The organism is Virgibacillus sp. CM-4, assembly GCF_000445495.1.
In the GTDB taxonomy this organism is placed as follows: Bacteria; Bacillota; Bacilli; order Bacillales; family Amphibacillaceae; genus Virgibacillus; species Virgibacillus salexigens.
The window spans coordinates 572796-594710 of the sequence record NZ_AUQA01000002.1 but is presented as its reverse complement, the minus strand read 5'-3'; the positions used below and the strand labels follow the sequence as shown (position 1 = coordinate 594710).

General features: G+C 37.2%; 19 protein-coding genes and 1 riboswitch. Of the genes, 9 read left to right on the top strand and 10 right to left on the bottom strand.

All coding sequences use genetic code 11. The features are described from left to right. The first annotated feature begins 52 nt into the window (after window positions 1-52). The 7 genes from M948_RS26565 to M948_RS26535 are packed head-to-tail and all read left to right on the top strand — an operon-like array spanning window position 53 to window position 8069. Entirely contained in the window at window positions 53-1342 is a 1290-nt protein-coding gene (locus M948_RS26565) for an aspartate aminotransferase family protein (protein WP_021289426.1), read from the top strand. A 24-nt stretch (window positions 1343-1366) separates the two neighbouring features. Beyond that, window positions 1367-2521: a mandelate racemase/muconate lactonizing enzyme family protein gene (locus M948_RS26560; RefSeq protein ID WP_021289425.1), complete on the top strand. Its 1155-nt coding sequence runs from the start codon at window positions 1367-1369 to the stop codon at window positions 2519-2521. A 22-nt stretch (window positions 2522-2543) separates the two neighbouring features. Next, the gene (locus M948_RS26555) at window positions 2544-3641 is read left to right on the top strand and encodes a Gfo/Idh/MocA family protein (protein WP_021289424.1); all 1098 of its coding nucleotides are present in this window, start codon (window positions 2544-2546) and stop codon (window positions 3639-3641) included. A gap of 27 nt (window positions 3642-3668) precedes the next feature. Continuing rightward, the gene (locus tag M948_RS26550) at window positions 3669-4832 is read left to right on the top strand and encodes a M20 family metallopeptidase (RefSeq protein WP_021289423.1); all 1164 of its coding nucleotides are present in this window, start codon (window positions 3669-3671) and stop codon (window positions 4830-4832) included. A gap of 55 nt (window positions 4833-4887) precedes the next feature. Then, a complete protein-coding gene (locus M948_RS26545; RefSeq protein ID WP_021289422.1) occupies window positions 4888-5640 on the top strand; it encodes an SDR family NAD(P)-dependent oxidoreductase in 753 nt (250 codons plus the stop codon). 59 nt (window positions 5641-5699) lie between these two features. Continuing rightward, the gene (locus M948_RS26540) at window positions 5700-6572 is read left to right on the top strand and encodes a fumarylacetoacetate hydrolase family protein (RefSeq protein ID WP_021289421.1); all 873 of its coding nucleotides are present in this window, start codon (window positions 5700-5702) and stop codon (window positions 6570-6572) included. A gap of 33 nt (window positions 6573-6605) precedes the next feature. After that, window positions 6606-8069 carry a sodium:solute symporter family protein gene (locus M948_RS26535; RefSeq protein ID WP_021289420.1) on the top strand — a complete coding sequence of 488 codons (1464 nt, stop codon included), beginning with the start codon at window positions 6606-6608 and terminating at the stop codon, window positions 8067-8069. A gap of 369 nt (window positions 8070-8438) precedes the next feature. Here M948_RS26535 and M948_RS26530 read toward each other — a convergent pair whose 3' ends face one another. The 6 genes from M948_RS26530 to M948_RS26505 all read right to left on the bottom strand — a co-directional run bounded on the left by M948_RS26530 (window position 8439) and on the right by M948_RS26505 (window position 15914). Beyond that, window positions 8439-9335: an AEC family transporter gene (locus tag M948_RS26530; RefSeq protein WP_021289419.1), complete on the bottom strand. Its 897-nt coding sequence runs from the start codon at window positions 9333-9335 to the stop codon at window positions 8439-8441. A gap of 192 nt (window positions 9336-9527) precedes the next feature. Beyond that, window positions 9528-11033 (bottom strand): glycosyltransferase, encoded by a 1506-nt coding sequence (locus M948_RS26525; protein WP_021289418.1) that lies wholly within the window; start codon window positions 11031-11033, stop codon window positions 9528-9530. 229 nt (window positions 11034-11262) lie between these two features. Then, window positions 11263-12246 (bottom strand): bile acid:sodium symporter family protein, encoded by a 984-nt coding sequence (locus tag M948_RS26520; RefSeq protein ID WP_021289417.1) that lies wholly within the window; start codon window positions 12244-12246, stop codon window positions 11263-11265. 164 nt (window positions 12247-12410) lie between these two features. Next, window positions 12411-13814 carry a PTS transporter subunit EIIC gene (locus tag M948_RS26515; RefSeq protein ID WP_021289416.1) on the bottom strand — a complete coding sequence of 468 codons (1404 nt, stop codon included), beginning with the start codon at window positions 13812-13814 and terminating at the stop codon, window positions 12411-12413. Continuing rightward, the gene (gene chbG / locus M948_RS26510) at window positions 13811-14563 is read right to left on the bottom strand and encodes a chitin disaccharide deacetylase (protein ID WP_021289415.1); all 753 of its coding nucleotides are present in this window, start codon (window positions 14561-14563) and stop codon (window positions 13811-13813) included. Before chbG ends, M948_RS26515 begins: the two co-directional genes overlap by 4 nt. 22 nt (window positions 14564-14585) lie before the next feature. Continuing rightward, window positions 14586-15914: a 6-phospho-alpha-glucosidase gene (locus tag M948_RS26505; RefSeq protein WP_021289414.1), complete on the bottom strand. Its 1329-nt coding sequence runs from the start codon at window positions 15912-15914 to the stop codon at window positions 14586-14588. A gap of 153 nt (window positions 15915-16067) precedes the next feature. On the opposite strand from M948_RS26505, the gene M948_RS26500 reads away from it, so the two are divergent. Continuing rightward, a complete protein-coding gene (locus M948_RS26500; RefSeq protein ID WP_021289413.1) occupies window positions 16068-16790 on the top strand; it encodes a GntR family transcriptional regulator in 723 nt (240 codons plus the stop codon). A gap of 76 nt (window positions 16791-16866) precedes the next feature. Here M948_RS26500 and dapA read toward each other — a convergent pair whose 3' ends face one another. Both dapA and M948_RS26490 read right to left on the bottom strand, forming a co-directional pair. After that, on the bottom strand, window positions 16867-17757 hold the full coding sequence (gene dapA, locus M948_RS26495; protein ID WP_021289412.1) for a 4-hydroxy-tetrahydrodipicolinate synthase: 891 nt from the start codon (window positions 17755-17757) through the stop codon (window positions 16867-16869). Between the two features lie 113 nt (window positions 17758-17870). Further along, window positions 17871-18050, bottom strand: a riboswitch (Lysine riboswitch). An 89-nt stretch (window positions 18051-18139) separates the two neighbouring features. After that, on the bottom strand, window positions 18140-19447 hold the full coding sequence (locus tag M948_RS26490) for a glycosyltransferase family 2 protein (RefSeq protein ID WP_021289410.1): 1308 nt from the start codon (window positions 19445-19447) through the stop codon (window positions 18140-18142). A gap of 103 nt (window positions 19448-19550) precedes the next feature. Between M948_RS26490 and M948_RS26485 the strand changes: the two genes are divergently transcribed. Next, window positions 19551-20516: a CgeB family protein gene (locus M948_RS26485; protein WP_021289409.1), complete on the top strand. Its 966-nt coding sequence runs from the start codon at window positions 19551-19553 to the stop codon at window positions 20514-20516. Window positions 20517-20534: 18 nt separating this feature from the next. Here the strand turns inward: M948_RS26485 and M948_RS26480 are convergent, their stop codons facing one another. Both M948_RS26480 and rfbD read right to left on the bottom strand, forming a co-directional pair. Further along, on the bottom strand, window positions 20535-20990 hold the full coding sequence (locus tag M948_RS26480; RefSeq protein ID WP_021289408.1) for a dTDP-4-dehydrorhamnose 3,5-epimerase family protein: 456 nt from the start codon (window positions 20988-20990) through the stop codon (window positions 20535-20537). Then, the gene (gene rfbD / locus M948_RS26475) at window positions 20991-21842 is read right to left on the bottom strand and encodes a dTDP-4-dehydrorhamnose reductase (RefSeq protein ID WP_021289407.1); all 852 of its coding nucleotides are present in this window, start codon (window positions 21840-21842) and stop codon (window positions 20991-20993) included. Between the last annotated feature and the right edge of the window lie 73 nt (window positions 21843-21915).

The following is a 21915-nucleotide window of genomic DNA, read 5'->3' as shown; positions in this document are numbered from 1 at the left end:
ATAGGTCATAACGCTGCGTGTTCAATAATTAATCTCAAAGGAGGTAATATGTATGAACAAAGCGAGTAATGTAGAGCTTTATAAAGAGGCAACTGCCTATTCACCAGGTGGGGTGCATACTTCTATTCGTAATGTGGATCCGCACTTAATCTTCACAAAAGCGGAAGGAGCCTATATGGAAGATGTGGAAGGTAATAGATTTATAGACTACCAAGCCGCATTTGGACCATTTATTCTCGGACATAATTATCCTTATGTGAACAATAAAGTAACAGAAACTATTGCAAGAACGGATTTATTCGGTGTCGGAACAACAGATATCGAAATCGAATTAGCAAAGAAGATTTGTCAGCATGTTCCTTCCTCTGAACAAGTATTATTTTGTAATTCAGGTTCGGAAGCAACGTATCATGCGATACGTTTAGCAAGGGCAGTAACAGAGAAGCGGAAATTAATCAAATTTCAAGGCTGTTACCATGGTTGGCATGATTATGTAGCACGTAATATGTTGAGTGATTGGGATAAAATTGGGAAACGGGATCCTGGTTCTAACGGGATGCTAAATGAAGCAGTTGATAACACATTGGTATGTACATTTAATGATCTTCAACATGTAGAAGAAACCTTAATCGAAAACAATGATGAAGTAGCAGCAATTATTGTTGAACCAATTCCACATAATATTGGCTGTATTTTGCCGGAAGATGGATTTCTAAGTGGTTTAAAAGAACTCTGTTCGAAATACGGCGCTTTGTTGATATTTGATGAAGTGATTACTGGATTTCGTCATGATATTGGTGGCTTTCAAAAAATAGCAGGCATTACCCCTGATCTAACTACCTTAGGAAAAGCAATGGCCAATGGATATCCAATGGCAGCTATTGCCGGTAAGAGGGAGTATATGTCTCGATTTAATACAAATCCAGGTGGTGATGTTTGGTTTGCAGGAACATACAATGGTCACGCAGTAGGGACAGCAGCATCACTTGCTACGATCGAAATGCTGGAGAATGAACCTGTACATGATCACATCTTCCGTTTAGGAGATAGGATGCGAAAAGGAATAAAGGAAATACATGAAGTACTAGGAATCGACGCGTTTGTTGCAGGATTTGGATCCGTTTGGACAACATATTTTATGAATTTTCGACCGAAAAACTATTCGGATTTACAACATAATGATGGAGAGCTATATGTTCGCTATCGCAAGAAGCTCATCGAAAAAGGTATCTTTAAAATGCCGATGAACATGAAACGGAATCATATTAGCTTTAGTCATACAGACAGAGAAATTGATGTAACTTTGGAAGCGATGGAGGATGTATTACGAGAATTGTTTTAAGTTTGAAGACATAGGAGGTTACCAATGAAAATTACTGATGTAAAAACATATATCGCAGGTAATAATTGGAAGAATTGGGTGTTTACACAGGTTGAAACAGATGAAGGAATAACCGGCTTAGGAGAGGCAACGCTTAACGGATTTGCAAAAACGACAGAAGCAGCTGTTCATGAGTTAAAACGGTTGGTGATAGGAAAGGACCCTTTCGATGTCGAGCAACATTCCTTACGACTATTCCGTGATTACTACTCTGATGGTGGCCAGATTCATGGTGCAGCATTATCTGGAATTGAGTACGGCTGCTGGGATATCATGGGGAAAGCATTAGGGGTCCCGGTTTATAAATTACTTGGAGGAAAAGTGCAACCGAAGCTTCGTGCTTATGCAAATGGCTGGTATCGATCGGCGCGAACACCGGAGAATTTCTATAATAACGCAAAGAAAGTGATAGAAAAAGGATATACAGCATTAAAATTTGACCCCTTTGGATCAGCTTGGCGAACTGTGAGTAGACCTGATTTTAATGAAGCTATCGAAATTATTGCTGCAGTTAGAGAAGCAGTGGGAGAAGATGTGGATATTTTAATCGAAGGTCATAATCGATTTAGTGTTCATACTGCGTTGCAATTTGCTGATGCGATGCAGCCTTTTCAACCAACCTGGTTTGAAGCCCCTGTACCGCCACAAAAAATAAGTTCGATGGTGGAGGTTGCCAAGCGAAGTCCAGTACCAATCGCGTGCGGGGAGGATTATTATTGTAGAGAACAATTTTCGGAACTCTTAGCACATCATGCCGTTCACATTATTCAGCTGGAGCCCCAATATTTAGGGATAACAGCAGCGAAGCAAATTGCTGCGATGACACATGCAAGTAATGGTGTCATTGCTCCACATAGTGCCCAAGGACCTTTATGTTCGGTTGTTTGTGCCCATTTAAACACAGCGACACCGAATTTTTATTTACATGAGATATTCGATGATTTCAATGTCGACTGGACCCAACAATTATTAACCAATCCAATAAACGTAGAAAACGGCTATATTTCAGTTAGTGATCAACCTGGATGGGGGGTTGCATTAAATCATCAAATTGTAGAACAACATCCTTATCACCCAAATCATTTTTTACCACTCTTTTCAGACGGATGGGAAAAGCGTCAATCTGTTGAAATGAATTAATTGATGAGCAGGAGGAAAGTTCATGGGCAAATTACGCATTGGGATAGCTGGAACGAGTAGAGGAAGTCACTTTCATGAAGATTTTAGCAAGGTAGATGGTGCAGAAGTAGTCGCTATTATGGATCCGGATAAGAGAGCACGACAGGCTTTTTGTGATAAATATCAAGTTGAGTATGCGCTCGCTTCGTATGAAGATCTATTAAATGCTGGGATTGATGTGGTTGTTATTGCTTCGCCATTGCAACTTCATGCTGCACAGGCGATCGACGCACTCAATCAAGATATTCATGTTTTATCAGAAGTTACGGCTGCTGCTACATTGGAAGACTGTAAGTTATTACTACAAGCTGCTAAAAATAGCAATGCACAATATATGATGGCAGAGAATTACTGTTATATTCGGGAAAATATCGCTATTCGAAACATGGTTAGAGCAGGTTTATTTGGTGACATATATTTTGCTGAAGGGGAATATTTGCATAATGTAACCTACCTTCATTACGACGAACATGGGAAGCCAACATGGCGACGTAAAGAAACAATGGGAAAACGTGGCTGTACGTACGGCACACATAGCTTAGGACCGCCTTTGGATTGGTTTAATGAGCGGGTGAAATTGGTTAATTGTCTGGGCCCGGGATCGCATACGGAGCCTGCATATGAAAACGATGACACAACGATGATGCTATGTCGCACAGAAAGTGGAGCCCTGATAACGATCCGTTTAGATATGGTGTCTAATCGGCCGCATAACATGGGATATTACTCGCTTCAAGGTACAAAAGGCTGTTATGAAGCGCCAAGAGTACCTGGTGGCACACATCGGATTTGGCTCACGGATTATACGCAATCAAAGGAGGAGTGGCTGGCGCTCCCCGATGTGTATGGTGATTTTCTTCCAGCTGAGTTAATTGATTTCCCAGAAGAGGCAAAAGATTCCCACCATTGGGGAGCCGATTATTTTATGGTCAAAGACTTTGTTCATCGTATCCTTGAACAACGACCAGTAGCGATTGATATCTATAAATCACTTGAAATGACCTTACCGGGAATTCTTTCAGAACAATCAATTACTCGTAATGGGGCTCCCATCGAGGTTCCGGATGTGCGAAAGTGGTAGATGGTAAAACAGATGGAGGGATAGATAATGCCGGATTTGTATAAACAAACAGATATCGAGCTCGTTATCAACAATCTGCTGAATCTAGTACGTATACAAGATCATGCAGGTGATACGAGAGAAATTGCAGCACTTTATGAACAATTACTAACGGAAGTCGGCTTTAACGTAGAAACATATGAATTCATCCCAAATAACCCAACACTTATTGGAAGATTTCAAGGAAATACCAACCCTGATGGGAAAAAGTTAATCTTTAATGGACATATGGATGTCATTCCTTTAGATCATCGAGCCCCATTTGTTAAGGATGGGAAAGTATACGGTCGTGGAACATGCGATATGAAAGGATCCCTCGCGTGTATTTTGGAAGCTGCTAGAATGCTGCATGCTTCTCGTGATGCTATTAATGGGGAATGGATTGTGATTGCGAATAGTATGCATGAAAGCCCGGGGGGAAGAGGAGAAGATTTATATGCGCTTGCGGAAAAGATAGATTTAAAAGCTGATGCAGCAATCGTCATGGAAGGAGCAACAAGCGATTGCACCATTGCTCAAATGGGATCAGCCACGTTTCATATCGTTGTCGAAAGAGAGGGAGATCCTAGTCACCAATTATTCACACCGATTGAAACACCACACCCTATTCATGTTATGGCAGATGTCATTCATGCGTTAGAACTTGAAAATAAGTACTTAAACCAACAAGCGATTGAAGATATTGGCTATGCTTCTTACTTTATTGGCCATATACAAAGTGGATCCTTTTATAACCAAATGCCTAAGTATGCTAGTGTGGAAGGAGTCCGACGCTATGGACCAGATGACGATTTTGAGGCGGTTAAGCACCAAATGGAAGAACGATTAGCTACTATTGCGGATAAACATGGCGTACGTATTCATTTAGAGTTAACCAAGGTGAGAGATGGCTATCGCATAGCAAAAGATCATCCTCTAGTAACAGCTCTTCAGCAATCGGTAAAACAAGTAACGAAAGTGGAAATACCATTAACAGGGAAAAAACTAGTAACAGATGCTGGCATTTTTGTAAAAGAGATGGGGATACCAACCGTTTGCCATGGTCCTGATCAACGTACTGCTCACGGAGAAATAGAATATGTAGAAATCAGTGAACTGGAAAAAACGATAAATATTTACGTTCAGTTTATTCATGAGTTTTTTAAAGCATAGGCGTGGACGTGGAACGTACTTGGGACTAAAGCGTATAAGGGGAGGGGATTTTTGCGTGAACAAGCGAGTATTAGTTACTGGCGCTGCAAGTGGTATTGGGAGAGGAATTGCTGAAAAGTTCCTAAGTGCAGGATGTAAAGTAGTGTTGCTAGATAAGGATGAACAAAAATTATCAGCGGCGCTGCAAGATCTAGCTGAATTAAAGGGCGCATCACACGCTGTTATTTGCGACATTTCAGATGAAAATGAAGTTCAGTCAGCTGCTGATGCGTGTTGGAAATGCTGGGATGGACTTGATATTTTAATAAACAATGCTGGCTGGGCTGCTAGAGAACCTTTTCTAGAGATTTCATTAGCAAATTGGGATAAAATATTGGAAATCAATTTACGAGGCACCTTTCTCCTTAGCCAATGGATAAGCAAAGAGATGACCGCGCAGCAAATACCTGGTTCTATCGTGAATATATCGTCAAAGAATGGGCTTGCAGGGAGTTCCAAACTCGCACATTATAATGCCTCGAAAGCTGGTATCAATCTATTAACGCAATCTATGGCAGTTGAGTTAGCAGCGTATAATATTCGTGTTAACGCAGTAGCACCCGGATTCATTGATACACCATTAGATCAAGCCTTAAAGCAAAAAGAGGAACAATTAAATTTAACCGATAAAACTCCATTGAATCGACTTGGCACGATAGAAGAAGTTGCAAATGGAGTCTTTTTTTTAGCATCCGATCAAGCCTCCTATATTACCGGCTCGATATTACCGATTGATGGGGGGCATCTGGCAAATGCAAGTGAATTTTAAATCATAAACGATACTTGCTTCATTCGCATTTATTTATCATCGAAAAGGGAGGAGATAACATGAAATTAGTGACAATTAGAGGATCACAGACAAATTATCTTGGCATAAAAACAGATACAGGAGTAGTCGATCTAACTGCCATATTTCCTCGATATAACAATATGAAGAAGTTAATCGAGCATGTAGATATAACTCAATTAAAGACGATGATTACCGAACAAATGGAAAAAGAATTGCCGGTTTTTGTTGATGATACAAAACTTACGCTTGGTCCTTGTATCACAGATCCGGAAAAGGTCATCTGTGTTGGATTAAATTATCGTAAGCATGCTGAAGAAACGCAAGCAGATATACCTCAAACACCGATTCTTTTTAATAAATACAATAATACACTGGCTGGACATATGGAGGATATCAAATTACCAATGGATTCTGACCAAGTAGATTATGAAGCAGAATTGGCCATTGTAATTGGTAAAACAGCAACGAAGGTGTCGAAGGAAAACGCGAAAGATTATGTTTTTGGTTACTGCTGTGCAAATGATATATCAGCAAGAGATTTGCAGTTTAGATCTTCCCAATGGTTACTAGGTAAAAATTTAGAGGGATTTTGCCCACTAGGACCTTATTTTGTAACAGCTGATGAGATACCTAATCCAAATGACTTAACGATTAGTTGTCGTGTGAATGGAGAGGTTAGGCAACTGTCCAATACAAAGGATATGATTTTTCATTGTGATGAGATAATTAGTTATATTTCACAATATATGACGCTAAAAGCTGGAGATATCATTCTTACCGGTACCCCTGAAGGTGTTGTGATGGGGTATGATAAGGCAGCGCAAGTTTGGTTACGTGACGGTGACGAAGTGACAGTAGAGATAGAGGGTCTTGGAAAACTAACGAATGTCTTAACTAGCTGTTATGGTTAATTCTTTCTTTAAAGTGGGGAAGGGGTGAAAGAAATGATGGTTGAAAATCAAATTATTTACCTCGTATTTTTTTTACTATTTTTATTGTTTATGGTATGTATTGGAATTTGGGTAACGCGGAAAGTTCAAACAGGTGAGGATTTTTTAATGGGAGGAAGAGGGTTAGGCCCAATTCTTTTAATTGGGACAACGGTTGCGACTGCTGTTGGTACGGGTTCAAGTATGGGGGCAGTCCAGACAGCTTATGAGCAAGGGTGGGCAGGAGCATTTTTTGGGATAGGATTGGGAATAGGAATGATTACGTTAGTTTTGTTATTTTCGGATGCACGGGATAAAAATTTTATGACGTTCTCTGAAGAATTGAGTTATTACTTTGGGGCAAGCAAAGTAATTAAAGGAGCTATGTCAATTATCTTATACTTAGCAGAGGTTGGATGGTTAGGAACCCATATTCTAGGGGGCAGTATTTATCTAGGGTGGATTACTGGTCTAGATCCTACAACTGCTAAAATTGTTACTGCAGTGGGTTTTGGCTTATATACCATAATTGGTGGATATTTAGCCGTTGTTTATACGGATGTGGTTCAATCTATTATTTTATTTATTGGGTTTACCCTTTTAGCCATATTGTCCTTCATAAGGGTTGGAGGCTTCGCTGGTTTATCTGAAGGATTACCTAGGGAGATGACAACATTCTTAGGTGTTCAAGAAGCTGGATTAATTCCCGGACTATCCTTGATTTTAGTTACAGTGGTGGCAGTTTTAGTCATTCCTGCTTATCGACACCGTATTTATTCTGGTAAGAATGCGAGCGTAGTTAAGAAAAGTTTTATTATTTCAGGAATTGTAGCAGTGTTATTCTCTATTTTCCCAACCATCATTGGTTTATCTTCTCGATTGTTAAATCCGACCATGTCAGATACCGCTTTTGCCTTTCCCTATATGATAACTGAGGTATTTCCAATTTGGATTGGTGCTTTTTTATTGGTAGCAGGCTTAGCTGCAACGATGTCTTCAGGAGATTCAGATGCTATAGCTGGAACAACGATACTAGTGAGAGATGTTTATCAGGTAATTAGCGGGAAATTACCAAGTAGAAAGAAGACAATTTTGTTTTCAAGGATAGGATTAATGATAACCATTGGGTTAGCGCTACTTTTCATTATTGGTACTACAAACATCATTAGTTATATTACCAACATGAGTTCTACCATTATGACTGGTTTACTAGTAGCGGCTTTATTAGGGAAGTATTGGAGAAGAGCTACTTGGCAAGGTGGAATAGCAAGTCTAATAGGGGGATCTGGTACTTCTTTCACCATAATTTCAAATGAAAACTTCATTGAATTTTGGGGAAATCCAGTTATCCCATCTTTAATAGTGTCCTTTCTTGCTGGTTTAATAGTTAGTTATTGTTCTCCAAAGAAAAAAATTACAAATGACGAGGCCCTAAAAAAATTAGAAGAGGAAAGAGAGATTTTTAATAATGTTGGTTAATTAGCTAGAATATAACTAAAATAAGAACCTCTAATTTGAATCAACCAATGTATGCGTTAAACTGCAATCTGGTATACGGGATACTTTCCACAGACAAGGGCTCAGCTAGCTCGGGTAAGAAAAAACGCTTACTCGAGTGGAGCCTCACTCACTCCCCCGTGGAAGTCATTTCTGTTCTATTATTAAGAATTGGTTATTATCCTTACAGTAGTAAATACCACTTTAAAAGCGAACGATAAATAATTTAAACAATTCTCCGAATGTAACTTCGCACATGAAGAAAACGGATTATTCCTTTATCTAAATTAGGATTGCCCTCATCTCTTTTTAAGCTAGACTAAATAGTATATTTTTCATACCACCCCACCCTCATATCACGATATTCAGCAATACGCTCAATGTAACGATGCTAACCAAAGTAGAAATTAGTGTAATACTCGATACTAATTCTGGTTCGGAATCGAATTCGATTGCATACATAGTTGTAGTTGCAGCGGTTGGCATGGCAGAAATAATAATTAGCACAGATGCAATAATTGGATCTACATCAACAATGAATACAAATAAATAAGCGATTGCTGGTGCAATTATCATTTTTAAGGTAACAGCAGATGTAACGACTTGCCAATTAAGCTTTAATCCAGTAATGGATCCAAGCTGCATTCCTAACATAATCATCATGACAGGAATGGCGGCATCCCCAACCATTGCTAAGGTTGAACGAATGGCATCTGGGATAGGAACTGCAACGTATTTAAAGATAAAAGCTAATATTGCTGCATAGGTAGTAGGCATCTTAAGAATATTTTCGCAGGCACGCCGTATTCCATTTGTACTTCTAGAAGCATAGTAGATACCAAAGAAATTATTTTGCAATGCTTGTACGACCATTATGAAAATGGCATATGGAACCGCAGCTTCTCCAACACTGAACAGGACAACAGGTAAGCCGTAATTTCCAGAATTCATAAATCCTGTAGCTAAAATAGAAGCACTTTCTGTATCAGGTTCCCATTTAAAGATTCTTGCTAGTAATTTATTTAATGCCACCATTAAGTAGAACAAAACAAACATATAGATCAGAATAATGAAGAAACCACTGTCATATTCCGCGTCATATAGTGTAACAAAGATCAGGGCTGGTGAGAGTATGTATAGTGACACGGTAGAGATGGATTTTACGTCTAAAATCCGAATTCGTTGTAAAATAAATCCTGAAGCAAAAACAGCCATAATTGGCAGAATAACACTAAGAAATAACATCATGTTGAACATCCCCATTTAATCAAGTAAGAAATAGTTTACCATATACATAGACAGTTAAGGAATGGAGATGGTTTCTTTTTAAAGGAGTTCAGGTTTGGTGAAAAAATATCAAATTTTAAAATCGTATATCCACTTCGGAAATTCTACCAATGGTATTAATTTGATAGAACTTATAGTAACGAGTATATCGTATTACAGGTAAAGTTCGAGCCAATTTCTGTTGTATCTTTTTTCACTAAATGTTTTTTTTACTTTTAATGCATTTGTAGATAAATTCTTACGATATTTTTCATTCTCCATTACGTCAATTATTTTTTTAGCAAGCGCTTGTCTACTTCCGTCTTCGACTAAATGCCCATCTATTCCATCTGTAATAATATCTTTAGGACCATATTTAATATTATATGATATTACAGGGGTACCCACTGCCATACTTTCTGTAATAACCATTGCAAATCCTTCTTGTCTCGAAGTTAATATCGAGCATGCTGCGTTTCTATACGTAGTTTGCGGAGAATTTGTATATGACTTTAGAAATACATTATTTTGTAATTTTAAATTCTTGATAAGTGCTTGCAGTTCTTCTTTACTATTTCCATTTCCATAAATATAATATTGTGCTTTTGGTAGTTTATCTACAACAAGGCGAAATGCGCGTATTGCTTCTTCAAGTCTCTTGACCTCATGAAGGCGAGCTAAGGTTACTGCAAGATATGGGTTATAGTTCAACGTATTTTTAGTTTTTCTTTCTTCTTTAATTGAAGTGGAGTGTGGGATTACTCTAAAATTACTGTTTGCACCATAGACTTTCTCTACATCTTGCTTTTGTTCATTTGTTAAAAAAACAATATAATCAAAATTACTTGCTAGCTCTTTGAATAAAGACTGATATGCTGGTTTAATCATACTATTATCATTAAACGGTTTTTGTAAATGACTTGAATGTATCACTTCAATTTTTTTTATATTTTTGTGCTGGACATTGGCTAACATTGGAGTAAACTTTCGCAATTCACTCGATACAACTGGATATTTAATCCGTTGTAATACAGATTCTAGCCATTCTTGCTGACATTTAGATAAACTAGTGAACTCTTTGGGTTGATGTATAAACCGTACTACTCTTCCTTCATTGTCTGACTTTGGATTAACATACACACTGAAGATACAATTTCCCGACGTATCAAAATATTGATCAAAGCGGGGTTTATTGTTCGTGCTGTCCATATGCCTTGTCCTCGCCAGAATACCGTTTTCATTATATTCCTCCCGACGAACCCTTTTACCGGTTTCATCCATATAATCAATAAATTTTATACATCCTTCAGCGTTAAATCGTTTGTACATGATGTATAATCCATTTTTATAGTACCTATAAGAAGGTTCTTTTTTCCTGTTTTCAACTGGAAATACAGTGTACCCTTTTTCTTTTACGAGTTGTTTTTTTGCTTTTGTTTTCTTCTTCATCAATTGCATTTCTTCAAAAAAATTAATGACTTTTACATGTTTACTGAGAATATTCTTATCATAGAGTTTTTGGATAATTTTATTAAAGTATTGTTGATATGCAAATGTAATTATCATGACGTTCTTATTGTGCTGTGATAACATATTTGCTCTTTTTATGGAAGCTCTTGTAATACCACCGCGTTCAACATCTAATGAATTAACTAAAATAATAGGTGTTGTTTTCTTCATTGTCAGTGCTCCTTGTCATAATAGTCTCTTGATAGCAGGATATAGGGATTAGTAATAAGGAAGAATCATGATGTCTGCCTATATAAATAGATTATTTTTCCAATACATCATTATAAAGCATTATTAAAAAGTTTCCTAGACTTATTTTTAGTTATAAAGGAGAGGGAGTTAGTTAAACGCTTATAATCAGCTTCTTAATTAATTCTAATGGAGACTTTCGAAAATTAATTTAGCTAATATAACTGCTGCTTCTTTGTTTATCAACATCTGTTGTTTTTTTACGAATAGGTCGTCTTGACCAAATTGTAGCTAGAATAGACCCATTAATAACGTGGGTTACCACAGCTACCGCTCCAGGCAAGGCGGTCAATGGCTGCTGAGCAAAATGCGTATTTGCTAGCGATACGCCCAGACCTGCATTTTGGATACCCACTTCTATCGATATCGCCCGTCTCATGTCTGCATCAAGTCTTAAAGCCATCGCTATAACATAGCCAAGTAGCAATCCTGATAGATTATGGATAATAACAGTAAGAAAGATTAATATACCTGAGGCAGCTATATTTTCCGTATTCCCAGAAACTACGGCAGCAACTACACCTGAAATCGCGATAACAGAAATAAAAGGCAATGCTTGCGAACTTTTTTCTACGATGTTAGGCAAGAACTTTTGAATAATAATACCCAAAGCGATCGGAATAATAATCACTTGAATAATTGAAAGAAACATAGCAAAGGGGTTAACTGGCATCCATTGCCCAGCAAGTAAATATAGTAATAAGGGTGTAAGCATAGGCGATAGTAATGTTGAAAAAGAAGTCATTGCAATAGATAATGCGACATTTCCTTTAGCAAGATAAACCATTACATTCGATGCAGTACCTCCTGGGACACATCCAACTAAAATAATTCCAGCAGCTAACATTGGCGGCAATTGTAAGAGCGTAGCAATTCCGTATGCGATTAGTGGCATAATCGAAAATTGGATAAGTACTCCAATTAGGACTGGTATTGGTTTGGTTAGAACAAGTTTCAAGTCAACTGGTTTCATATTCATCCCCATGCCAAACATAACAATTCCTAATAAAATATTGATATAGGAATTAAGCCATAGAAACTGATTTGGAAGGTTGAATGCAAGGATAGCTACCAGAATGGTGATTAAAGCAAAGTACTTATTCGCAAAGGTACTGATGAAATTAATTGTTTTCATTGAGATCTTTACTCCTTTAAATAATAAGAAATTGTTTCATATTATAAGGATTGAAAACAGAAAAGTCTATAGATTTTCAAAATTTTATAATTGGTAGTTGTATTCCATATCATAGGTAGCTTCATCCAAGAGAAGACCGCACCTTAGATGCGGTCTGGTAAATATTATATTTCGATAAGTTTTTTAAATTCTTGGTATACGTTGGATACTTCTGGACCTACAACAATTTGTACGTGTTGATCGTCAACCTTAACGACACCGTGTGCGCCGGTTTGCTTGATCTTTTCTTCGTTAATGATGGAGGCATCAGCTAAGATTAATCGTAGACGTGTCATGCAGTTTTCGTAATCAGTTATATTTTCTTTACCACCTACATTTTCAAGAATCTTTTTCGCCATGTATTCATACTTCGAATGCGATAAGGATAGTTCTTGTTCACGCTCTTCTGATTCTTCACTGAATGCAACATCATCTTCTCTTCCAATTACTTTTATATTGCGTTTTACGATAATGGTGTAGAATGTAATGTAATATAATACACCAAATGCTAGACCGATAGGGAGGAGGAGTAGACCATTCTCCGCAATACCAAGGTTTAATCCATAGTCAATGATACTCCCTCCCCAAGAAAAGCCGTGCCGGACATGTAACAAATACAATGTAGCACCTGCGAGTCCTGTATAAACAGAGTGAATGAAGTATAATAATGGCGATGTAAAAATAAATGTGAACTCAATAGGCTCTGTCAGACCAGCTACAACAGAGGTAAGGCTTCCGGAACTCATGAGTGCTTTTGTTTCTTGTTTTTTCTTTTTCTTTGCTGCTCGAGTAATTGCTAAAGCTATTGCAGGGATACCAAAGATCATGACGATAAAGAAGCCACCAAGGAAATAACCAGCAGTAGGATCGCCATTTAAAAATCTTGTTATTTCTCCAGTCACTACCTCACCTGAAGGTGTTTCATAACTGCCTAGGCCAAAATAGATATATGTGTTTAATACGTGATGCAAGCCAAATGGCAGGAGGAAGCGGTTGAGAAATCCAAAGATAAAGATTCCTAACGCGCCTAGTCCTACGAGTGATTGGGCAAAAAAGTCAATTCCTGCTTGGGCATATGGCCAAATAAAAGTGAATATACCTGCAACTGGAATCATGGTTAAAATAATCATCGTAATTGGAAATTTTTCGCCACCAAAAAATGAAAAGATATTCGGTAATTGGGTATTCTTAAATCGATTGTAGATAAAGGCGGCAATTAACCCAGATAATACCCCACCGAAGACACTCATATTCAAGTCTGGATTCATCAGGGCTAATCCTTCATTTAATACACTAATCGCTAAAAATCCAGTTAATGCTGGAATCCCTCTATCCTTTGTTTTTGCTAGGCCCATGGCAATACCAATAGCTATTAAAATATCCATGTTATTAAAGATGACTCCTGCGGCTTGGAATAATGGTAGATCTAGTAAGTCAGGAGCACTTATGCGGAATAGAATCCCAGCTATTGGCATAGCGACAATTGGAATGAGCATGGACTTTCCAAGCTTTTGCATAAACCGTCTCATGATAAAGCTCCTCTCCTTAAGTCTCGATACGAAATTAACTGCACATGAGAGCTGTTTCGAAATTTCGCTTTCATCGAAGGATGGATTAATGCAGTTAGCTCTTCTATGCGCGGCATCGCGTAGGAAGACTGCTCTAAAATCTGCTTATCTAAATAAGCCGGGTGACACATGATTTCAATCGTCGTTGCATGTCTATACATGGCGAGCAATTCATCGATATCTTTTAATAAAACCTCTGGGTTCATTTCAAACGCTTCCGTTGTCCGCAGCGCTTTCGTCGTGTCATTATGTTGTAGATAATTACGAACAGGTAGATTGTATTCTTTAGCAAGTTCTACAAATATTGGCTGCATTGTTTCTTTATGATGAATATGATGATGACTATCAAGATGAGTTGGAGTAAGCCCAGATGCAATAAACGATTCAATTTGTGCTTTCCATTCAGAATATAACTCTTCTTGATCGATATGAAATCGTTTCTGATAATGATGGAGTTTTTTGAAATTACCATCCATATCTACTAATGTGTGATGAGTAGAACATATTGGTTTTCCGCATGTGAGGGTCAGATGGACGCCGATTCCGAGATCTGGATGATTTCTGCCGAGTTCATAGGCATGCTGTGCACCAGGCATATTGGTCATTAAGGTTGTTGACGTTAGCACACCCTCTGTATGCGCGTCGATAATCCCGTAATTAATCGCACGCGAATATCCAAAATCATCTGCATTAATAATCAATTGCTTCATATCTATTCCACCTTCAAGAATTTTATTTTAGAGCTGGCCAATACCCTTGATTGGCTTTTATTAAGTCATTTAATATAGCTTTAGCTGTTGGAGCATGGACAATTGTTCTGTTTAACGTAAGAGCCTGTAATGCTTTTGTATAACTATTTTCATAGAAAGCATCTACAACTAGCTTTTCATAGGCTAACTGATTTTCAATTAATCCTTTGTAAAACCGAGGGATTTCCCCAACGACATACGGTTTTGGTCCATGCTTTGTAAGCGAGGCAGGGACTTCCACCATTGCATCATTTGGAATATTAGATATAATTCCGTTATTTTCAACAATGACAATATAAGTCTCTTGCAAATGGTAAACAAGGGAGGCAGCGGCTCGTATCATATAAACCCCATGAATATCACTTTCTATATCTATCATTGCAGCAGTTTTCGCGTTAATAATCTGGTCACATTGTTCGTGGACACGCTTTTCCCTTCCGTTAATTACTTGACGTGCTCTTGTATTGCCGATCTCTTCCTTTTTCGCTAAATCGTCTGGATAAAGATAGTATTGCAGGTATGTATTTGGAAGATATTCTGGAAAATCGATCAGCATTTGCCTTGCCTGCTTAAACGTTTGCTTCCATGATTCATCATGGGCAATTTCTTTATCCTTAGGTATGAACCCCTCCTCAAGTATTTTATTTTTAATGGTATCCGTTAAATCATTCCCCTCTTTATCATATATTCTTGTAAACCAACCAAAATGATTTAATCCAAAATATTCTGGTACGAGCTCCCATACATCTTTATGTAACATCGATGCATAGCTGTGCATAATTGCAATAGGCATATCACAAATATTGAGAATTCGTTCATCTGCTTTAAACTCTCGATTTAATGCATCGGCTACGATGGCGGCTGGATTCGTATAATTCAATATCCAGGCGTCTTTGGAATACGATCGGATATCTTGAATTAATGCAACCATGTCTGTAATTGATCGCATACCATAGGCCATGCCACCAGCCCCACAGGTTTCTTGGCCGACTACACCATGGCGTACAGGGATTTCTTCATCTTGCTCCCGCATCCTTAATCCACCAGTACGGATTTGAATAAAAGCAACATCGATGTCTGTGAACGCTTCTTGTTTATTCGTCGTATAGGTGAACGTTTCTAATTCTGGATAATTTTCTTTAAGGATAATTTCCGATGCTTTGGCTATTTTCTCTTGGCGCTGTTTATCATTATCATAGAATACAATTTTTCTTAGTGGAAAGTTAGCTTTCTCGGCTACTAAACTCATAATTATTCCTAGTGTGTACGTACTTCCACCGCCAACGATGACTAGATTTTGCTTGCTTCTCATATGAAACCCCTTTCATTTATAATTTAATACAACTTTAACACAAATATTATATGGTTATCAATACAAATTTAGAACAAATTCTATCAGTAACTATGAAAATCATGCTGTAAATGGTAGACTGAAGTATATATTTTTCGAGAGGCTGGTCGTTGAATGTGGGATAAATCATTGCCTTTATACAAACAGATCGCAAACAGAATTAAAGAAGATATCATCTCAGCAAAATTAGCGCAGGGAGATGCTATTCCGACTGAAACAAAGCTAGCTCATTCGTATGGTGTTAGTCGAGTAACAGTAAGGCAGGCTATTAAGTTATTGGTAGAAGAAAAATTATTATATCGTGTTCAAGGTAGTGGAACATATATAAGCCATAACAAGGTTGAACATAATATATATAAATTACAAAGCTTTACAGAGGAAATGATCAGACTAGACCATCAACCATCGAATGAAATAATAGAATTTCAGTTAACATTGCCTTCAGTAGAAGTGCAGGATGTATTAAATGTTTCGGAAGATGATAAGGTGTATTATATTAAGCGGTTACGATTGGCAGATAAAGAAGCTTTTATTCTGGAGGAATCTTACTTGCCTGTAGAACTGTTCCCAGACTTGTCCATTGATGTGATGAAAGAATCAAAATATGACTATATTGAACAGAAAGGTCATCAGATCGATAAACGTTACGGAGAACTGTATCCGATCATGCCAACGAAAGAGATTGTGGATTTTCTTCAAGTTGAGGAGAATGAGCCGCTGCTTTATTTAAAAGCATTTTCAACATTTGTGCAAGGAACGGTATTTGAGTATTCAAAAATATACTTTCATCCGTCGAAATATGTATTTAAGTTTATTTCGCTGAAGGATAGGGAGTAGTAAGTAAAAGCAAAAAGAAACAGCCGTCACAAAAAGATGTGCGGCTGTTTTATGGCATTGCATAATTGTAAATTTTTTATATCGCGGATACCATGGATTGGCTGAACTGCAATACATGTTTCAATTCTTCGTACTCTTCTTGATGTAGAGGCACCATTGGCAAACGAACGCTACCAACAGAAATACCTTTAAGGTTCAATGCTGCTTTTACTGGTGTTGGACTCGGTGCCGCAAATAGTGCTTTCATAATTGGGAGTAGATGCTGATGCACCTCTGCACTTCTTATTACATTTCCATTTCGATACTGGTTGACCATTTCTTGCATTTCATTGCCAATTATATGGGAAGCTACGGAAACGACACCAGTTCCTCCTACCGATAATACAGGTAATGTAAGTCCATCATCTCCACTATAAAGTGTGAAATCATGAGGCGTGCGACGAATGATTTCCGTGATTTGATCAAGGTCACCGCTGGCCTCTTTAATTGATACAATAGAATCAATTTCAGATAGTCTTACAATTGTTTCAGCGCTAGCATTGGCAACAGTTCTACCTGGAACGTTATAAAGCATGATCGGTAGGGAGGTTGCTTCGGCGATCGATTGAAAATGTCTATATATCCCTTCTTGTGAAGGCTTGCTATAGTATGGGGTAACCAGCATAATACCATCTACGCCAGTTTGTTCTGCTTGTTTCGTTAACTCAATCGATGCTTTTGTATGATTTGATCCAGTCCCAGCAATAATTGGAATTCTGCCGTTAGTAATTTTCACAACCGATTTAAATAACGCTAATTTTTCTTCATTTGTAAGTGTTGGTGATTCTCCAGTTGTACCAGCTACGACTAATGCATCGGATCCATTTGCAATTAAATAATTAACTAGATTTTCCGTTGCTTGAAAATCAATTTCTCCTTGTTGATCAAATGGGGTAACCATTGCAGTTACTACTTGGCCAAATAACATTGCTTCACACCCTTTTTGTGTAATTTTTGATAGGTGGAAAGGCCATATATAATAAACGCAAAAAAGCAACAGCGAGGGGTATCACTGCTGCAGAAACGTTAGAATCGTTTCTTGCGTCAGATAGCCCTCCATATAGTTTCCTATATGACAGTCCTGTATTTATTCAATAGCAGAACCAGCTACAGAAAATATGAGATTTCTGTGGCTTCGGCAATGCCCCCTTTCCACCATCTTCCCTGGATCTCATCATCCTCAAACGGTGTAATCATGAACATTGCACCTCTATCCTCACTTCAAAAAATTGAAATAAGAAGATATTTAGTTGCCTGTAATATAACAGAAAATCATTATTTATGCAAGCAAGGGAGAAAATTTCTTTGCTTTAAATTTTATGTTGTTTATTATCTTCTCCTATGAAAGGCCAAGTTATTGGGGTTGCCACTTCGAATAATTGAAATTCTCCTTTTGTTAATCTAACAGCATTTCTCGTAAATAATTTCAGTTTATTTAATATTTTTAGATGAACGGGGTGTAGACAATGATTAATACTTAAATAATGTGTATTCATATATTTGAAAACAACTCCATCTGGTAGTAGTGTGTTATTAGAAATGCGTTCAACTATTACTTCACCATCTTTTAATTTTGTTAACGTAATGTCATCCATTAGGATTATGTCCTTAATATGAAGATGGAATCTCCGTAAAACCCTATTATTGCAAATTTTTCTTTTTTTGTTATCTTGGATAAAATACATTTCTTTGGATTCTCTTGATTGTACTAAACGTTGATTTGGAATGAAGCCATTATTAACAAGATTGAGGTCAATAGGCATAGTTTCTTCATATTTAAAAAGGATGGGGTCAGGTATTTGTACAACGTTAGCTCTGTTGTATTTTAATTGGTCAAACATCGCTTCTGAAATATGTCTACGCTTCTGATTGTCAATTAAATAAACTTTGTCATCTAATCCTTTTACTAAAACACCATCCGGTATGGTTTCTGGAAGATAAGATGTTAGCTGTTGCAGAGATGATGGGGTAATTAAGCTAACATCTAAGACTTTAGGAATGGGATGGAAGGGGGCAAACCTATTTAATCGATTCCAGAATGCTGCATCAGCATTATACCAATACATAGGATCATCATTCCAATAACTTTGATAGGATTTAAAAACTTCATTGGCAATGTTTCTCGTATGCATTACGGAGCAATGATCGACTTGATGTGCAGCCTTTTTTAAGATGCCCTTCGTGTTTAGGTTCTTTTCAGCTACCACATTGTAAGAATGATCAACATGTTTTATCAATTGTCCAGAGTACACAATGTTAATGGAATGGTGTTGGTCCAAGAAATGCGCCATCTCCTCTAATCTTTCAGGCAAATAAAACACATCATCTGTTAAATAGGAAATGTATTCTCCGTGAGATAAGGAAATGGCGATATTAATTAACGTAGCATAGCGAGTTTTTTTATATCTTTGATTGTCTTTAATACCACTATTATAATAATAAATGCGTGAGTCGTCTAAATAAGTATGGATAATATTAGTAGTTTGTGTGTTCGAAGCATCGTCCATAATAAAAAGTTCCCAGTTATTAAATGTCTGATTTAATACACTATTAATAGCTTTGCCAACTGTGTCTGGCTTATTATAACTTGTAAGAATGACGGTTATTTTAGGGTTCACTCTTATCACCTGCCTCATTTCCCTTTTTGCTAGTCATTTTTTGAAGAACTCCTAATATAATTGAAAGCAATAAATATCTATAAATAGAGGAGATATCTTTGAAATGAATGTTTTATATATTCCATCCGGATATTCTGGTATTTATACCTATTTTGATCAATGGATCTACGATGAAATAAACAAATGTAGCGGATTGACTACAATGTATTTCTCGTTACGAAACGGAGGGAATTTTCAACATGTTTGTCAACAGTTTAAACCCGATATGATTCTAACTATGTTGGGGGATCATCTTCCTATTTATATATTAGAAACCATACAATCCGGCAATTTTAAGTCGGTTCTTTGGCTTACAGAAGATCCTTATTATACGGATCGTTCCATTAAAATTCTGCCGTACTTCGATTATATATTTTCAATTGATTCAAATGCAGTAGCATATTATAAAAGGCTAGGGCACAAAAATGTCCATCATCTGATGCTTGGTACAAACCCTTCTGTATTCTCGCAAAGAAGTATAGAAAGGCAATATGATATATGTATGGTCGGGTACCCTTATCTAGAAAGAATTCGATTGGTGTTATTAATTTTAGAAAAAACTTCATACACTATGCAATTAATTGGAAATAATTGGCGTGCACAATGGATTCCAAAATCAGCTAGAAGCAGATGTAAGGTAATAAGTCGTTGGATTCCCCCCAACAAAGTTGCAGATTTCTATTCAAATTCTAAGATTATACTTAATACGTTACGGCCTCATAATGAACCCTCCAATCAGAATACGGCTGGAATTCTTAATCAAAGTGTTAATAATCGTATGTTTGATATTGCAAGCTGCGGTTCATTCGCACTTATGGAATATATTGATGAACTCCCAACTTATTTTCAAGAGGGAAAGGAGATTGTTTCATTTCAAACAGATGAAGACTGCATATACAAAATAAGCCAATATTTAAATAAAAATGAATTACGACAGGAAATTGCTGAAAGTGCAAAAGATAAGGTATTACGTTTGCATACATTTGCGAGTAGAGTGGAAGAAATGATAGGTATCGTAAGGAGTGATTAACCCCACCATTGTTGTTGACTAGCGATAATGAGTCTGCCAATCAAAATCGATTTGTTTGTCGTCCCAAGATAACCGTTTTTCATCAGGATTTTTCGGATTATACGAAGTGGTTGTAAAATAAATTAAAGTTGCTGGATTACAACCAAGCACACGGTATCCATGTGCGACTCCTTTAGGGATTAATAATAGAATAGGATTGTTTTCACCCATATAATATGTTTCGGTTTTCCCACTTGTACTTGAATTTTTTCGAAGATCATGAAGAACCACTTGAGCATTTCCAGATGGAAAAAACCATAAGTCATCTTGTTTTTCATGATAATGAAATGCTTTGATGACTCCAGGGTAACTCATGGAAAAGGTTGCCTGCCCAAAGTGTTCTAGCAAATTATCATCATCTCTTACTAACTCAGTCAGATAACCGCGATCATCACAATGTCTTATTAATTCTTTAACAACTACGCCTTCCATCATTTAAAGTTTCTCCTTCCCCATAAATTTTGTTAACCCCTTTTTCCATGTACATGGTAAGGAAATGTTTAATTGCTTCAATCTTTCCATTTTTAGAGCAGAAAAAAAAGGCCTTGGCACGGAAGTCTTTTGGTAATCCTTTGTTAATACTGGTTTTACCAGATGAATACCTGTGCCTGACTCTTGGTAAATTACTCGAGCCAAATCATACCAACTACATTTTCCTTGATTGCTAATGTGATAGATACCATAAGGAGATTCGAATATTTCTAAACATTTTTCAACAAGATCTTCTGCATACGTTGGAGATCCAATTTGATCCGAGACAACTGACACCTCCTGACCTTGCTTCGCCAAATACCACATCGTTCGTACAAAATTTTTTCCCCCGTGCCCGTATAGCCAAGATGTTCTTACAATATAGCTTTCAGGGTTGGTTTTTAAAACGACTTCTTCCCCTAACCATTTACTTAGGCCATAGGTGTTTTTGGGATTTGGCTTGCTCGTTTCGCTATATGCCACATTGCTTTCACCATCAAATACATAATCACTGCTAATATAAACTAATTTCACCTTATGACTCTTACAAGATTTAGCAATATTTAATGAACCAAGTGTATTGACTTGGAAAGCTTTCATTTTCATATTTTCACATTGATCCACATCGGTGTAAGCAGCACAATGAATAAGATAATCAGGCTTATTCTGCTTGATGATTTTGTCAACTTCCTCGGGATTTGTTATATCCATCTCTTTTTTTGAATAACTGATGATATGATATGAAGGCTGTAATCTTTTTGCAAATGCTACTCCAAGCTGCCCTTCCCCACCTGAAATAATCATTTTTTTCATCATAAATCTCCCTTCTAGAGATTTCTTTTTTAGAGGTTGATTATAACTGGTAATTATAGTCAAGCGTCATACGTCA

Excerpts from the sequence above, each read along its gene's own strand:
- M948_RS26535 (WP_021289420.1), top strand. The coding sequence starts at position 6,606 with ATGATGGTTGAAAATCAAATTATTTACCTCGTATTTTTTTTACTATTT.
- M948_RS26555 (WP_021289424.1), top strand. The coding sequence starts at position 2,544 with ATGGGCAAATTACGCATTGGGATAGCTGGAACGAGTAGAGGAAGTCAC.
- rfbD (WP_021289407.1), bottom strand. The coding sequence starts at position 21,842 with ATGATGAAAAAAATGATTATTTCAGGTGGGGAAGGGCAGCTTGGAGTA.
- M948_RS26500 (WP_021289413.1), top strand. The coding sequence starts at position 16,068 with ATGTGGGATAAATCATTGCCTTTATACAAACAGATCGCAAACAGAATT.
- M948_RS26505 (WP_021289414.1), bottom strand. The coding sequence starts at position 15,914 with ATGAGAAGCAAGCAAAATCTAGTCATCGTTGGCGGTGGAAGTACGTAC.
- M948_RS26560 (WP_021289425.1), top strand. The coding sequence starts at position 1,367 with ATGAAAATTACTGATGTAAAAACATATATCGCAGGTAATAATTGGAAG.
- M948_RS26485 (WP_021289409.1), top strand. The coding sequence starts at position 19,551 with ATGAATGTTTTATATATTCCATCCGGATATTCTGGTATTTATACCTAT.
- M948_RS26480 (WP_021289408.1), bottom strand. The coding sequence starts at position 20,990 with ATGATGGAAGGCGTAGTTGTTAAAGAATTAATAAGACATTGTGATGAT.
- M948_RS26565 (WP_021289426.1), top strand. The coding sequence starts at position 53 with ATGAACAAAGCGAGTAATGTAGAGCTTTATAAAGAGGCAACTGCCTAT.
- M948_RS26515 (WP_021289416.1), bottom strand. The coding sequence starts at position 13,814 with ATGAGACGGTTTATGCAAAAGCTTGGAAAGTCCATGCTCATTCCAATT.
- M948_RS26520 (WP_021289417.1), bottom strand. The coding sequence starts at position 12,246 with ATGAAAACAATTAATTTCATCAGTACCTTTGCGAATAAGTACTTTGCT.
- M948_RS26540 (WP_021289421.1), top strand. The coding sequence starts at position 5,700 with ATGAAATTAGTGACAATTAGAGGATCACAGACAAATTATCTTGGCATA.
- M948_RS26550 (WP_021289423.1), top strand. The coding sequence starts at position 3,669 with ATGCCGGATTTGTATAAACAAACAGATATCGAGCTCGTTATCAACAAT.
- M948_RS26530 (WP_021289419.1), bottom strand. The coding sequence starts at position 9,335 with ATGATGTTATTTCTTAGTGTTATTCTGCCAATTATGGCTGTTTTTGCT.
- M948_RS26525 (WP_021289418.1), bottom strand. The coding sequence starts at position 11,033 with ATGAAGAAAACAACACCTATTATTTTAGTTAATTCATTAGATGTTGAA.
- chbG (WP_021289415.1), bottom strand. The coding sequence starts at position 14,563 with ATGAAGCAATTGATTATTAATGCAGATGATTTTGGATATTCGCGTGCG.
- dapA (WP_021289412.1), bottom strand. The coding sequence starts at position 17,757 with ATGTTATTTGGCCAAGTAGTAACTGCAATGGTTACCCCATTTGATCAA.